Origin of the sequence: Streptomyces sp. NPDC051555, from assembly GCF_044454405.1 — a bacterium.
Lineage (GTDB): Bacteria > Actinomycetota > Actinomycetes > Streptomycetales > Streptomycetaceae > Streptomyces.
Window position 1 is genome coordinate 533,528 of the sequence record NZ_JBITDP010000003.1, and the last position, 13,669, is coordinate 547,196.

The following is a 13,669-nucleotide window of genomic DNA, read 5'->3' on the forward strand; positions in this document are numbered from 1 at the left end:
ATGCACAGTCGGTAGGTATCTCTGGAATTTTCCGGATTACGGAGGAGCAGTGATGAACGCAACGGATGACGGCTCGGGTACAGGCGCGACCCCCCGGGTGCTGAAGATCGGGCTCGTCGGGGGATTGAGCTTCCCGTCGACGATCACCTACTACTACCGCATAAACCGCGAGATCAACAGTCGGCTCGGTCTCGCGCATTCTCCGCGCATCGCCCTGGAGAGCCTGGACTTCCAGCCGATGGTGGAGGCGATCGCGGCCCGGGACGGCGACTCGGTGGCCGGCCAGATCGCGGGCGCCGCGCGCCGCCTGCAGGCCGGTGGCGCCGACTTCTTCGCGATCTGCTGCAACACCGTCCACGAGTACGCCGACCTGGTCACCGCGCAGACCGACCTCCCGCTCATCAACATCTGCAAGGTGACCGCGGCGGAGACCGAGCGCCTCGGCTTCACCAGGATCGGGCTGCTGGGTTCGGCCTTCTCGATGGAGGAGTCCTTCTACCGCGACGAGTTCACCGCCCGCGGCATCGAGGTCGTCGTCCCCGAGGCGGACGACCGGGCCTTCATGCAGTACTCCATCGAGCGCGAGCTGTGCACGGGCACCATCTCCCAGGCCACCCGCGACCGCTTCCTGCGGATCTCCAACGACGTCCTCGCGCAGGGCGCGCAGGCGCTCGTCCTGGCCTGCACCGAGGTGCCGTTGGTGGTCCGACCGGAGGACTTCGACGCCCCGGTGATCGACACGGTCCACGTGCACACCGAGGCCATCGTGGAGTACGCCCTCGCCCACGCCGGGGCGGCGGAGCCGGTCCCCGCCGCCGAGGCGGCCACCGCGGGCGCCGGGCGGTCGTGATGCGCGCCGTCCACGTCAAGATGACGGTCGCGACGGTCCTCCTCGGCTCGTACCTCGTCGCGAGCAAGCTGATCCTGCGCGAGGTGCCGGTCTTCACCGCCACCTTCGTGCGCCTGGTCGCCGCGGTCGTGGTGCTCGCCGTGTACGTGCGGCTGCGGCCCCCGGAGCGCGGCGGCGCGCGGCCCGCCCGGCCGGGGCGCCGCGACACCGCGGTGCTCTTCGCGCAGACCCTGCTCGGGGTGTTCCTGTTCAGCGTGTTCGCCATGTACGGGGTGAAGTTCACCGGGGCGATCGAGGCCGGCGTGCTCCTGGGCATGGTGCCCATCTCGATCAGCCTGGTCGCCGTCGTCTTCCTCGGCGAGCGGCTGACCGGGCGGCGCGGGCTCGGGATCGCGCTGGCCGTGCTGGGGGCCGTGAGCATCAACGTGATGAGCGGCGGCGGGCACACGGCCGGTGCGCACGCGGCGCTCGGCGTGCTGCTGCTCGTGTGCTCGGTGCTGTGCGAGGCGGTCTTCGTCACCTTCGGCAAGCTGTTGCGGACGCCCATCGCGCCCGCCCGGCTCTCGCTGATCCTGTCGGTGGCCGGGGCGCTGATGTTCCTGGTGCCGGCGGGCTTCGAGTCGCACTGGGGCGCCTCCCTGGCCGGGGTGGGGTGGCAGACCTGGGCCCTGATGGCCTACACCGGGGTCGCCATCAACGGCGTCGCGGTCGTGCTCATGTACGACAGCCTCGACAGCGTGGACACCACGGTGGTGGCGGCCTTCACGGCGCTCACCCCGGTCAGCGGCGCCGTCCTGTCCGTCCTGCTGCTCGGCGAGCAGCTGCGCGCCTACCACCTGGTCGGCATGGCCCTGGTGGTCGGCGGGGTCTTCGTCGTGGCCAAGGACAAACCGGCCGCGCAGAAGGGAAAGGAGGCCGTCCCGCCGCCGGCGGGAGCCGGCCCGGAGGAATCCGCGGACAGACCTCCTGCGTATTCCGGCAATGCGGTTAGCTGAACCTTGAGAGCCCTTCTCCCGGGTGTCCCGGACACGGCAGAGTCTTGTTTAGGACGAGACTCTCAAGAAGGGAACGGTAACAATGGCCACTGCCCTTGCTGCCCCTCTCATTTCCGCCGTATCGGGTTCCTCGAATTCCTTTGACCAGGAACTCGCGAACGACCTGCTCAAGGCTTTTCCGCAGTCCGGACCACACGACCGCGAAGTGCGGCTGAAGCTCTTCAAACGACTGCACGCCCACTACGTCGCCTACATGGCGGGGCCCGAGGACTTCTCCTCGATCCCCCGGCTCAACGGCGACCCGGGCATCACGGCGATCGAGGACGCCTGGCTGTCCTGGGAGGACGGCCAGGTGGACTTCGCCACCCTGCCGAAGACGGGTACGGAGTTCCGCAGCTGGTTCCTGACCACCGCGGACCAGCACACCCAGCCCGAGTTCTGTGCCTACCTCGCCGACGAGGCCGACCTCAACGAGATCGCCCTCTTCTTCATGGGCGAGGAGCTCGTCGACAGCAAGTTCGACGACCTGATGGCCATGGTGCAGATCGGTACCCAGGGCCCCACCAAGCTCACCATCGCCGAGAACTACTGGGACGAGATGGGCGAGGGCAACATCGAGCACATCCACACCCGGATGTTCGAGCACTCCGCCCAGTACATGCGCACGCACCTGGCGAAGTCCGGCATCGACTACTCCAACCTCCAGTTCCCCGAGGCGTACGAGAACGCCTCGCTGCTCCTCCAGTACGGCATCCACCGCCACCTCAACCCGCGCGCCCTCGGCGCGATGGGCGTCCTGGAGCAGAGCGCCTCGCCGCGCTTCCAGGCGATGGTCGACGGCTGCCGGCGCCTCGGCGTCCCGGAGGACGTCATCGACTACCAGCGGATCCACGTCCACGTGGACGCCGATCACGGCGCCGAGTGGTTCGAGGGGGTCTTCGTACCGCTCGTGGACCGCTCGCCCGGTCTGCTGCGGGAGATCTCCCTCGGCGTGCTGACCCGGGTGCGCGTGGCCAACGGCTACTACTCCCGCATCTGGGACGCCATGAAGGCACTCCGCTAGCAGCCGGGGCCCGTGAGGGCCGGGACAGCCGACAGGGAACGTCGAGAACGGGTGGAATCGATGCCGATCGCAGAAATACCCCGGAAGCCGCAGCTCCTGTACGCACGGGCCCGCGTGACCGGGAACGACCAGAGTGTCTACATCATCAAGCTGTTCGTCGCCGCGGCGCTCGTCGCCGCGGGCGTCGTGCTCACGGCGCAGGACGGACTGCTGCCCTCCGCGGCGGGGGTCGTGCTGCTCGCCGCCGTCTACACGCACATGGTGGAACTCCAGCACCAGGCGCTGCACCACACCGCCTTCACCTCCGCCAAGCCGCACCGGATCGTCGGGATCCCGCTCGGGCTGCCGCTGCTCGTGTCGTACACCCACTACCGGGTGCGCCACCTCCAGCACCACAAGGCGCTCGGGACCCCGCAGGACTCGGAGTTCTTCGGCTTCGACACGCGGGCGCCCCTCACCTGGGGGATGTTGGCCCGCGGCGCCTTCGACTACTCGCGGCTGTACGTGATCGGCCGCGAGATCGTCCGCAGCTGGCGGGGCACCTGGGAGTACGACGCCGGGGACATCTCGGACCGCAGGCGCGGCGAGATCATGTCCGAGTACCGGTGGATGGCCGTCCTGCCCGTGGTCGCGGTGGCCCTGGCGCTGGCCGGTTACGGCGGGCCGGTGCTGGAACTGTGGGTGCTGCCGTTGCTCGTCGCGGCGCCGATGCACTTCTTCCTGGAGCTGCCGGAGCACATCCTGTGCGACACGGAGACCACGGACGTGCTGCGCAACACCCGCTCCATCACGGGGAGCTGGTTCAGCACCTGGTACACCAACGGCAACAACCTGCACGTCGAGCACCACGCGGCGATGACCGTGTCGATCAACCGGCTGCGGGCCCGGCACGACGAGGTCACCACCCTGGCGAAGTACGTCGACCGCAGCTACCCGGCGTTCTTCCTGTCGGTGGCGAAGGAGGCGATGCGCAACGCGCGCCGCTCGCCGGAAGCCGTGGCCGAGCAGGCCGAGGCCGCCAGGGAGGTCCGTACGCCCGTGACCGTCCCGACGTCCGTCCCGGCGCCGGTGTCGGTCGGGGCCGGAGCCGGGGCGCACCGCTCCCGGGAGGGGTCGGAATGAACCGGCGGCCCGTCCAGGTGCAGGGGCCGGCGATCCATCTGGCCGCCGCGGTCTCCGCCCAGCGGATCCCCGGTCTGATCAGCGCTTCCTTCATCGGCAGCCAGATCCGGCTGGAGGTCCCGGAGGCCGAGTTCAGCATCTGGGTCGGGGCGCACGGACCGGCCGGGTTGGAGCTGCGGATCGAAGCGGTGTTCCGGGAGCTGGGCCAGGACCGCGCGGCGGGCGGCACCTGGTGGAACACCTGGGACCTCACGGTGGGCGACCCGGACGCCCCGGGTCCGGTGCTCGTGGCCGAAGCCGCCGGGCCGGACTGCCCCCGGGTGCGGGGGTGCGTACCGGCGGAGCGCACCGCGCGGGCCCTGTCCGGGGAGATCGCCGTGGCGCGCAGGAAGTTCGCCGACCTGCTGGCGGAAGCCAGGCAGCAGGGGCGGGCCGCGGCCTGAACGGCCGTCCGAACGGGTGCACCGGCCGGGGAAATCCGGCCGGTGCACCCGTTCGTGTGCCACGGACCACACGGACCCGGCGCATGGGCCGGTCCAGGGTCGGATAGCCTGACGGCGGATGTCTCTTCACGTCAAGATTCAGTGCGGATATGGAGCGGCGTCCGCCCGCACAGGGGGCGGTGACGCCCCACCGCCAGCTGTCCAACGGAGAAGGCCATGACCCGCACTCCCGTGAATGTCACCGTTACCGGCGCCGCCGGCCAGATCGGCTACGCGCTGCTCTTCCGCATCGCGTCCGGTCACCTGCTCGGCCCGGACGTGCCGGTCAACCTGCGCCTCCTGGAGATCCCGCAGGGCCTCAAGGCCGCCGAGGGCACCGCCATGGAGCTCGACGACTGCGCCTTCCCGCTGCTGCGCGGCATCGAGATCACCGATGACGCCAACAAGGCCTTCGACGGCGCGAACGTCGCCCTCCTGGTCGGCGCCCGCCCGCGCACCAAGGGCATGGAGCGCGGCGACCTGCTCGCGGCCAACGGTGGCATCTTCAAGCCCCAGGGCAAGGCCATCAACGACAACGCCGCGGACGACATCAAGGTCCTCGTCGTCGGCAACCCGGCCAACACCAACGCGCTCATCGCGCAGGCCGCCGCCCCGGACGTACCGGCCGAGCGCTTCACCGCGATGACCCGCCTCGACCACAACCGCGCGATCTCGCAGCTGGCCGCCAAGACCGGCGCCGCCGTCTCCGACATCAAGCGCCTCACCATCTGGGGCAACCACTCGGCCACCCAGTACCCGGACATCTTCCACGCGGAGATCGCGGGCAAGAACGCCGCCGAGCTGATCGCCGACCAGGCCTGGCTCGCCGACGCCTTCATCCCGACCGTCGCCAAGCGCGGCGCGGCGATCATCGAGGCCCGTGGCGCGTCCTCGGCCGCCTCGGCCGCCAACGCCGCCATCGACCACGTGTACACGTGGGTCAACGGCACCGCCGAGGGCGACTGGACCTCCATGGGCATCCCCTCGGACGGCTCCTACGGCGTGCCGACCGGCATCATCTCGTCCTTCCCGGTCACCACCAAGAACGGCACGTACGAGATCGTCCAGGGCCTGGACGTCAACGAGTTCTCCCGCACCCGCATCGACGCCTCCGTGGCCGAGCTGGTCGAGGAGCGCGACGCGGTCCGCGAGCTGGGCCTCATCTAGTCGCGATCTGTCGCCGTCCAGGCGCACAGCCGCACCCCGTACGTCCCTTGCGCCCCGGCCAAACCTGGCCGGGGCGTTTTGGCTTGGATTCGACTGTCCGGGCAGGTGAAAGAACCCTAAGGTCGCCCGGTGACCGACCTCCCTGTTCCCCACCAGCCCACACCCGCCGACCGCGGCGGCGCCGGTGACGACGTCCGGGGCGGCCGCTCCCCGGTGCACCCGGCGCTCAGCGAAGCGGGCCGCATGCTGTGCGCGGGCACCTACATCGACGCCGGCTACCGCGACCAGGTGATCAACGAGCTGTACGTCCACGAGGAGCGCATCGTCGCCCCCTCGTACGGCTTCGACGCCGCCCGCGTCCTCGCCCACGCGCTGCGCGCCCGCCGCGCGGAACTGGGCTGGGCCGCCGGGATGGTCGGCGCCTGGCTCGTCGGCATGGTCCTCACCGGCGGCGCGCTCATCGCCCTGCTGCTGCCCTTCCTCCTGATGAGCCTGTCCGGCTGGCTGCGCGCCCAGGACAACCGTCTGGTGCGCATCCTGGGCGTGGTGCTGCGCGTCTACACCTGGGCGCTGATGACCGTCCTGATCGTCGCCCTCGTCGGCGTGGGACTGGCCGCCGATGATGCCTTCGGCCCGCTGGGCGCCGTCGGCGCCGACGCCCTCCTGAACGGCTTCACGGGCTCCGTCACCGGTTCCGGTTCGGGCGACTCCTTCGCCTCCGGCTACGAGGACTACTCCGCCGGCTCCTCCGGGAGCCAGGCGTCCGCCGCGCTGTGGTGGGTGCTCGCCGTCTTCCTCGCCCTGGTCGCGCTCGTCTGGCTGCAACGCGGCCAGGCCGCCCGGGCCATCGCCGGGGAGCTCTCCCCGCGCCGGTACGCCGACCTCGCGGGCGACCCCGCCGAGGCCGCTCCCGGCGAGCGCTTCGGCCGGATCCGCGGCCGGATCCGGGTCGAGCAGCACAACCCGCTGATCATGTACAACATCAACGACCCGTTCTGCGGCGCGGGCGAGCCCTTCCGCCCGTGGCACCTGTCCGTGGAGCTGCGCCCGCGCGAGGACCTCGGCCCCGACCGCAAGGCCGTCCCGCTCACCAACAGCGACATCGTGCGCCGGATCGTCCCGCTGCTGCACGCCCTGCGGGTGCCCTCGCCGCACGGCTCCCCGGCCGCGGAGGCCGCCGTACTGGACCGGATGCGCGAACTCGTCGTCGACGAGTGCGTGTTCCTGCCCGGCGGCGGGCTGCCGCACCGCGACGCCGTCCCGCTCACCCCGGACACCTGGGCCGAGCACATGGGCGCCGCCATAGAGGAGGGCGGCGAACGCCGCCGCCACTTCCTGCGCATCCGGGTGGGCGGTTGGGACGAGAACCTCGTCGTCACCCTCTTCGTCCGCGTCCACACCCAGGGCGGCATGATGATGCTGGAGGTCGCGCCGCACGTCCTGCTGCCGCTGCGCGTCGTCTTCCAGAACGCCGACGCCGACGCCCACCGCTACCTCCACAACAACTGGCTCGGCAAGGCCGCGTGGGCGCTGCGCCACACCCCGCGCTCGCTCGCCTCTTCCGTCGTCATCCTCGGCCGCGGCATCGCCAGTTGGTGGCGGATCGTCACCGGCGGCCACGGCGGCGCCCTCCCCGAGGGCCCCGGCCTCTCGGTGCGCGAGCTCGCCTCCCAGGACAGGGGGTCGCTCTTCCATCTCATGGACCTCGACCGGTACTTGAAAACCCTTCAGGACCGGGTGGTGAGCGGTGTGACACTGGCCCTGCACGAAGCGGGCTGGCACACCGAGGAGTTCGCCCAGCGTGCGGTCGTGGTCGCGGAGGGCGGCACGTTCATCCAATCGGTGAACAACAGCGCCTTCAGCGTCGGCGGCAGCGGACACACCAACACCACCAACCCGGGCAGGAGGAGGAGCAGCGGTGGCCATCAGCGGTGAGCAGGAGCACGCGCGGCAGCACGGCGGGAACGACTCCGGACGGGGCGTCCGGATCGGCGACGTCAGCGGCAGCAGTTTCAGCATCGGCGGCAGCAACAACACCAACACGGTCAACCACGGGGCGCCGGCGCCCGCGCCCGGCCCCGAGGAACTGCTGGAGGCGGTACTGGACCTGCGCGCCGCCCTCGTCCGGCTGCCGCGCGGGGCGGACCGTACGGCGCTCGACACCGAACTGGACGAGGTCGCGGGCGAGCTGGAGGGCGCGGACGCGATCCGGCCCGGACTGGGGGAGCGGCTGCGCGCGGCCCTCACCCGCTGGGCCCCGCTCGTCGAGCCGCTGAACGCGGCGACCGCCCTCGGCGCCCTGCTCGTGTCGCTGGGGGGCTGAGCCGTGCCCCCCGCCGCCCCGGGCGCACCCCGCTGGGACCCGCAGGCGCAGCGCTGGGTCTGGGACCCCGCGTCCGCGCCCGCCGCGCCCTCCGCGGCGCCGCCGACCGCCCCGCCGACGGTGCCCGCGCAGCCCGTCGAACCACCCGCGCAGCCGCCCGCCGCGCCCCCGTACGGGGTGCCGCCGGCGCACCCGGGGTACGGGCCGCCGGACCCCGGGTCGCTGCCGCCGCTCCCGCCCGCCTACACGCAGCAGCTGCCCGTGCAGCAGCCCCCGTACGGGCCGCCGCCGCTCGTGTACCCGGGCGGCGGCGCGGGCGGGGACGGGCCGTCGCGCCGCTGGATGACCCCGGCCACGGCGGGCATCGCGGTGGCCGCCGTCGTGATCGGCGCGGCCGTCGTCTGGTTCGTGCTGCGCGACACCGGCGGCTCGACCCCGGACCAGGCGCAGGGCACCGCCACGCCCACCGTCTCGGCCCCGGCCTCCGGGGAACCGACGGGGACGCCGTCGGCCTCGGCCTCGCCCTCGCCGTCCGCCTCGGCCTCGCCCAGTGCGAGTACGAGCGCGAGCGCGTCCGCGGGCGAGCACGTGAACGTGACCGACCCGAAGGGCTTCACGGTCGCCGTGCCCAAGGGCTGGAACCGCGACGACCCCGGCAACGGCATCTTCTACCGCTCCGCCGACCGCTCCTCGCTGCTCCAGATCTTCCAGGTGGTCGAACCGGAGCTGAGCCCCCTCGACGCGGTCAAGGGGGCCTCGGCCGACCTGCGCAACCGCACCACCGGCTACACCGAGATCAGGGTCGGCGCGGCCCCCGGCGGCTCGGGCGCCTGCGAACTGGTCTACGAGTACGACAGCGCGGAGTCGCACGGCCGCCGCCGGGGCGTCGAACGGGTCTTCTACGCCCAGGACGGCAAGAAGTGGGCCCTGCTGTCCGCCGGACCCGCCGCCGAGTGGGACACCGTCCAGGCCCACCTCACGGCAGCCGTGGCGGCCTTCCACCCGTAGGTCGCGGGGTCGGGGGTACCGGGCTCCGGCCCGGGAGCCCCGACCCGCGCGGATCGCGGGGTCAGCTCTTGTACATGCCCGGGGTGTAGTGGCCCGGGACCAGGCGGGTGGTGACGCCGAAGCGGTTCCACACGTTGATCGTCGCGATCACGGCGATCAGCTGGGCCAACTCGGCCTCCTCGAAGTGCTTCGCGGCCGTCGCGTACACCTCGTCGGGAACGAAGCCGTCGGTCAGGACGGTCACGGCCTCGGTCAGCTCGATCGCGGCCAGCTCCTTCTCGGTGTAGAAGTGCCGCGACTCCTCCCAGGCGCTGAGCAGGACGATGCGGTCGACGCTCTCGCCCGCCGCGATCGCGTCCTTGGTGTGCATGTCCAGGCAGAAGGCACAGTGGTTCAGCTGCGAGGCACGGATCTTCACCAGCTCGACGAGGGCCGGGTCCAGGCCCTTCTTCGAGGCGATCTCCAGGGCGAGGACCGCCTTGTAGACCTCGGGGGCGAGCTTGGCGATCTGCATCCGGGGGGTGTGCTCGGGGGCGTGGTGGTCGTGTGCGGAGTGCTGTGCGTTCGTGGTCATGGATCCACCGTACGCAGTGGGCGGCCCACCGCTATGGTCCATGTTCATGACGGATTCATGGGCCACTTTCGGCGCTGACCTGCATCTCGAACTGGTCGCGGGACGCGGCTTGCGGGCCGGACTCACCGAATCGCTGCGCGAGGCCGCGCGGGGCGGGCGGCTCGCCCCCGGCACCCGGCTCCCCTCCTCCCGTACCCTCGCCGCCGACCTCGGAATCGCCCGCAACACGGTCGCCGAGGCCTACGCCGAACTGGTCGCAGAGGGCTGGCTCACGGCCCGCCAGGGCTCCGGGACCCGGGTCGCCGAGCGGGCCCGCCCGCGCCGGGCCGCCGCGCCGGCGCCGGTACGCCGTCCCGCGCGCCGGGGGCCCTCGTACAGCCTCATGCCCGGTTCCCCGGACCTCGGCGGCTTCCCCCGCGCGGCCTGGCTCAGCGCCGCCCGGCGGGCGCTCACCGACGCCCCGAACGAGGCCTTCGGCTACGGCGGAGACCCGCGCGGACGGGTGGAGCTGCGGGAGGCGCTCGCCGGGTACCTGGCCCGGGCGCGCGGGGTCCACGCCGACCCCGAACGCATCGTGCTCTGCTCCGGCTTCGCGCACGGACTGCAGCTGATGACCCGGGTGCTGCGGGCGCGCCGGGTCCGGGAGGCGGCCGTGGAGGCGTACAGCCTGGACGTGCACCGCGACCTCCTCGCGAGCGGCGGGCTGCGGACCCGGCCCGTGCCGGTGGACGACTGCGGGGCGCGGACGGCGGAGCTCGCCGGGACGGCGGCGGGAGCCGTGCTGCTGACCCCCGCGCACCAGTTCCCCACCGGGGTCGCGCTGACGCCCGGGCGGCGGGCGGCCGCCGTCGACTGGGCGCGGTCCACCGGGGGCCTGATCCTGGAGGACGACTACGACGGCGAGTTCCGCTACGACCGGCAGCCGGTCGGCGCGCTCCAGGGCCTCGACCCGGACCGGGTGGTCTACCTCGGCACCGCCAGCAAGTCCCTGGCGCCGGGGCTGCGCATGGGCTGGATCGTCGCGCCGCCGGGGCTCGTGGACGAGCTCCTCGCGGTCAAGGGCCGTACCGACTGGACCTCCAGTGCGCTGGACCAGCTGACGCTGGCGCAGTTCCTCACCTCCGGGGCGTACGACCGGCACGTGCGCGGCATGCGGCTGCGGTACCGGCGGCGGCGCGACGAGCTGCTGGCGGCGGTGGGGGAGCGGGTCGCCGTGTCCGGGATCGCGGCGGGGCTGCATGCCGTGCTGGACCTTCCCGGGGGGACGGAGCGGTCGGTGATCCAGGCGGCCGCCTGGCAGGAGCTGGCCCTGGAGGGCCTGCGCCGCTTCCGGCACCCCGACGCCGACATGCCGCCGCGCGACGCCCTGATCGTCGGCTACGGCACCCCCTCCGACAGCGCCTGGACCCCGACCTTGGCAGCCTTGACGGCCACCCTCCCTTAGGGCCCGGCCCGTCCAGCCTCGCCGGCGGGGCTGGTTCGGCCCGATTCAGCCTCGCCGGCGTTTGAGGCGCCGCCGGAGGCCCCACGGCCCGCAGCCGGGTGATTGGCCGCCTGACCCGGCCGGGTGGCCGGTGTTGCCTCCGGCGGCGCCTCAAACGCTGGCGGGGCTGGGTTCGGCCGGGCTGGATTCGGTAGGGCCGGAGGTCGGGCCTCCGGCGGCGCCTCAAACGCCGGCGGGGCTGGGTTCGGCCGGGTCCGGCGGGGGTGGTTCGCCGAAGCGGGCCAGGGCCAGGGCGCCCGATACGGCTACCGCGAAGCCGAGGACGGCCAGCCAGGCCAGGCCGTCGCGGGTGCGGTCGCCGAGCCACACCACCCCGACCACCGCCGGACCGATCGTCTCGCCCAGCACCAACCCGGCCGTGGCCGCCGTCACCGAGCCGCGCTGCAAGGCCGAGGTCAGCAGCAGGAACGCCGCCCCACCCCCCACCAGCAGCGCGTACGTCGCCGGGTTCGCCACCAGCGCCCCCGGCGCGAAGCCGTCGATCAGCCGGACCGCGACCTCCACCACCCCGAAGCCCGTCCCCGCCCCCAGGCCCAGGACCAACGCCCGCGCCCGGTCCGGCAGCCGTCCCGCCAGCGCCCCCACGAGCAGGACCGCCGCCACGACGCCCAGCATCGACCACTTGAGCGCCGTACTCCCGGGCCGGGAGCCCTCCGCCCCCGAGGCCAGCGCCAGCAGCGCGAGGCCGAGGCAGACCACCCCCACCGCACCCCACTCCGTACCGCTGAGCCGGACCTTCAGCAGCCGCGCCGCGACCACCGCCGTCACGGCGAGGCTGGCGGCCAGCGCCGCACCGGCGGCGTAGATCGGGATCGAGCGCAGGGCGATGATCTGGAAGACGAAGCCGATCCCGTCCAGGCCGAGGCCCGCCAGGTACCGCCACTGCCGCAGCGCCCGCAGCAGCAGCGCCGGGTCCACCCCCGACCCCGTCCCGGGCTCGGCCGCCCGCGCGGCCACCGCCTGGAGCACGGAGGCGGTACCGAAACAGACCGCAGCCGCCAGCGCGCACACCATCCCGATCAGCACGGGACCCACTCTGGCACCCTCCCGCCGCCGTCGCCGGACGCAACCCCGGCAACGGCGGCCCGGGAACGGGCCGGCTAGATCCAGCCGTGGTCGCGGGCCAGCAGCGCCGCTTGGAAGCGGTTCGTCGCCCCCAGGCGCTGCATCAGGTCCGCCACGTACTTGCGGTACGTACGGACCGAGACGCCCACCTCACGCGCCCCGCTCTCGTCCTTCTCCGCCTCGTACATGGTGGCCAGCACCTTCCGCTCGATCTCGCTCAGCCCGCCCCCCGGGCCCTGCCGGGAGGCGACGGCCTCCGCCAACGGCACGGAGTCCGACCACATCCGCTCGAAGAGCGAGACCAGGTTGGCGACCAGCCCCGACTCCCGGATCACCAGGGCGCCCAGGCGCGGGTTCTGCGGGTCGATCGGGGTCAGCGCGGCCGCCCGGTCGAAGACCAGCATCCGCTCCAGCGGCTTGTCCGAGATCCGGATGTCCGCCCCCATCGCCGAGATCTCCTGGAGGTAGGCCAGCGTCGGCGCGTCCTCCACGGCCACCGGCCGCATGATCGTGCGCATCCGGATGCCCCGCCGCAGGATCCGCGCGTCCAGCGGCCGGGACGCGGCGATGCTGGCCGGGCTCAGCGCCCCGTGCGGTTGGGTGGTCAGCCCTTCCTCCCGGGTGAAGAACGTCAGCTCGTCGATCACCGCCCGGACGTTGGGCGTCCCCTCGACCCGCTCGATCGCGGGCCGCTCCGACGCCCCGCGCGCGACCGGTCGTACCGCGTCCCGCTCGGCCAGCAGCGATTCCACGAGCCGCTGCTCGGCGGCCACCCGCCTCAGTTCCTCCTGCCGTTCCCGCAGCCGCAGGTCGATCAGCCGCTGCACGGCGATGGCGGGCGGCGCCGGCCGGACGTTGCCGTTGTCGGCGAGGGAGGTCAGCTCCATCGACTCCAGGCGCCCCAGCCATCGCTCCACCTCGGGCGCCGGAACGCCGAGGTGGTCGGCGAGGACCGCGGGCGTGCCTTCCGTGAGGCGGAGCAGGCATCTGTACAGGTCTTCGTCCTCTGGTGACATCCCCAGATGCGTGAGGCTTCCGGCGCGCAATGGTTCCCCCTTGTGGTGCTGTTCCCGTGCGGTCAACACGGTGGCCTGATCATAGGAACGCGGACACCGGCCTGACCATGGGTAACGGAATGATTCGCACCGCTCTGACCCGCCGACTTCGGTGCAACTTGCTGCACCGGCGGGCGCAGGAAGCTGCGTCGGGAACACCGCCACCGAGGGCCTTCCACTCGGCAGTCTTCTCCTTGTCGGAACAACGGCGATCCACACAGGGGGAAATGATGAAGAAGACCACGCGCACCGGACGCACCCGCATCACCTCGGTCATCGCGGGATTCGCGGTGGCGGCCGGAATCGCACTCTCGGGGCCCTTCATCCACCCGCCCACGCACGACGGGTCCACCGCCGCCGTCGCCGCGGTCAAGCCGCCGGTCGACCGGCAGGAAACCTTCGACTGGATCTGACTGGATCTGACTGGATCTGATCCGACAGTCGCCACCCCACGCAATGAC

At 72.5% G+C, this 13,669-nt stretch carries 14 protein-coding genes; 11 read left to right on the forward strand and 3 right to left on the reverse strand.

Annotated elements, in window-relative coordinates; translation table 11 throughout:
* The first annotated feature begins 52 nt into the window (after positions 1-52).
* The 9 genes from ACIBEA_RS10880 to ACIBEA_RS10920 all read left to right on the forward strand — a co-directional run bounded on the left by ACIBEA_RS10880 (position 53) and on the right by ACIBEA_RS10920 (position 9,010).
* Positions 53-850, forward strand: coding sequence for an aspartate/glutamate racemase family protein (locus tag ACIBEA_RS10880; RefSeq protein ID WP_399259492.1), 798 nt, complete (start codon positions 53-55; stop codon positions 848-850).
* Positions 850-1,845 carry a DMT family transporter gene (locus ACIBEA_RS10885; RefSeq protein WP_399259493.1) on the forward strand — a complete coding sequence of 332 codons (996 nt, stop codon included), beginning with the start codon at positions 850-852 and terminating at the stop codon, positions 1,843-1,845. Before ACIBEA_RS10880 ends, ACIBEA_RS10885 begins: the two co-directional genes overlap by 1 nt.
* Before the next feature lie 205 nt (positions 1,846-2,050).
* Positions 2,051-2,908 (forward strand): iron-containing redox enzyme family protein, encoded by an 858-nt coding sequence (locus tag ACIBEA_RS10890; RefSeq protein ID WP_399259494.1) that lies wholly within the window; start codon positions 2,051-2,053, stop codon positions 2,906-2,908.
* 60 nt (positions 2,909-2,968) lie between these two features.
* Positions 2,969-4,030, forward strand: a complete 1,062-nt coding sequence (locus ACIBEA_RS10895; protein ID WP_399259495.1) for a fatty acid desaturase family protein — start codon at positions 2,969-2,971, stop codon at positions 4,028-4,030.
* Entirely contained in the window at positions 4,027-4,473 is a 447-nt protein-coding gene (locus tag ACIBEA_RS10900; RefSeq protein ID WP_399259496.1) for a hypothetical protein, read from the forward strand. The genes ACIBEA_RS10895 and ACIBEA_RS10900 overlap by 4 nt, the downstream gene beginning before the upstream one ends.
* 216 nt (positions 4,474-4,689) lie before the next feature.
* Positions 4,690-5,679 (forward strand): malate dehydrogenase, encoded by a 990-nt coding sequence (locus ACIBEA_RS10905; RefSeq protein WP_399259497.1) that lies wholly within the window; start codon positions 4,690-4,692, stop codon positions 5,677-5,679.
* 129 nt (positions 5,680-5,808) lie between these two features.
* A complete protein-coding gene (locus ACIBEA_RS10910; protein WP_399259498.1) occupies positions 5,809-7,614 on the forward strand; it encodes a hypothetical protein in 1,806 nt (601 codons plus the stop codon).
* Complete coding sequence (locus tag ACIBEA_RS10915; protein WP_399259499.1) at positions 7,598-8,002, forward strand: hypothetical protein; 405 nt, start codon at positions 7,598-7,600, stop codon at positions 8,000-8,002. The genes ACIBEA_RS10910 and ACIBEA_RS10915 overlap by 17 nt, the downstream gene beginning before the upstream one ends.
* Before the next feature lie 3 nt (positions 8,003-8,005).
* Positions 8,006-9,010 (forward strand): hypothetical protein, encoded by a 1,005-nt coding sequence (locus ACIBEA_RS10920; protein ID WP_399259500.1) that lies wholly within the window; start codon positions 8,006-8,008, stop codon positions 9,008-9,010.
* Positions 9,011-9,071: 61 nt separating this feature from the next.
* Here the strand turns inward: ACIBEA_RS10920 and ACIBEA_RS10925 are convergent, their stop codons facing one another.
* Entirely contained in the window at positions 9,072-9,584 is a 513-nt protein-coding gene (locus ACIBEA_RS10925; protein ID WP_385787802.1) for a carboxymuconolactone decarboxylase family protein, read from the reverse strand.
* Between the two features lie 46 nt (positions 9,585-9,630).
* Between ACIBEA_RS10925 and ACIBEA_RS10930 the strand changes: the two genes are divergently transcribed.
* Positions 9,631-11,028: a PLP-dependent aminotransferase family protein gene (locus ACIBEA_RS10930; protein ID WP_399259501.1), complete on the forward strand. Its 1,398-nt coding sequence runs from the start codon at positions 9,631-9,633 to the stop codon at positions 11,026-11,028.
* A 222-nt stretch (positions 11,029-11,250) separates the two neighbouring features.
* Here ACIBEA_RS10930 and ACIBEA_RS10935 read toward each other — a convergent pair whose 3' ends face one another.
* Both ACIBEA_RS10935 and ACIBEA_RS10940 read right to left on the reverse strand, forming a co-directional pair.
* Positions 11,251-12,102: a hypothetical protein gene (locus ACIBEA_RS10935; protein ID WP_399259546.1), complete on the reverse strand. Its 852-nt coding sequence runs from the start codon at positions 12,100-12,102 to the stop codon at positions 11,251-11,253.
* An 86-nt stretch (positions 12,103-12,188) separates the two neighbouring features.
* Positions 12,189-13,169 (reverse strand): LuxR C-terminal-related transcriptional regulator, encoded by a 981-nt coding sequence (locus ACIBEA_RS10940; RefSeq protein ID WP_399259502.1) that lies wholly within the window; start codon positions 13,167-13,169, stop codon positions 12,189-12,191.
* A 269-nt stretch (positions 13,170-13,438) separates the two neighbouring features.
* Between ACIBEA_RS10940 and ACIBEA_RS10945 the strand changes: the two genes are divergently transcribed.
* A complete protein-coding gene (locus ACIBEA_RS10945; RefSeq protein ID WP_399259503.1) occupies positions 13,439-13,621 on the forward strand; it encodes a hypothetical protein in 183 nt (60 codons plus the stop codon).
* The last annotated feature ends 48 nt before the right edge of the window (positions 13,622-13,669 follow it).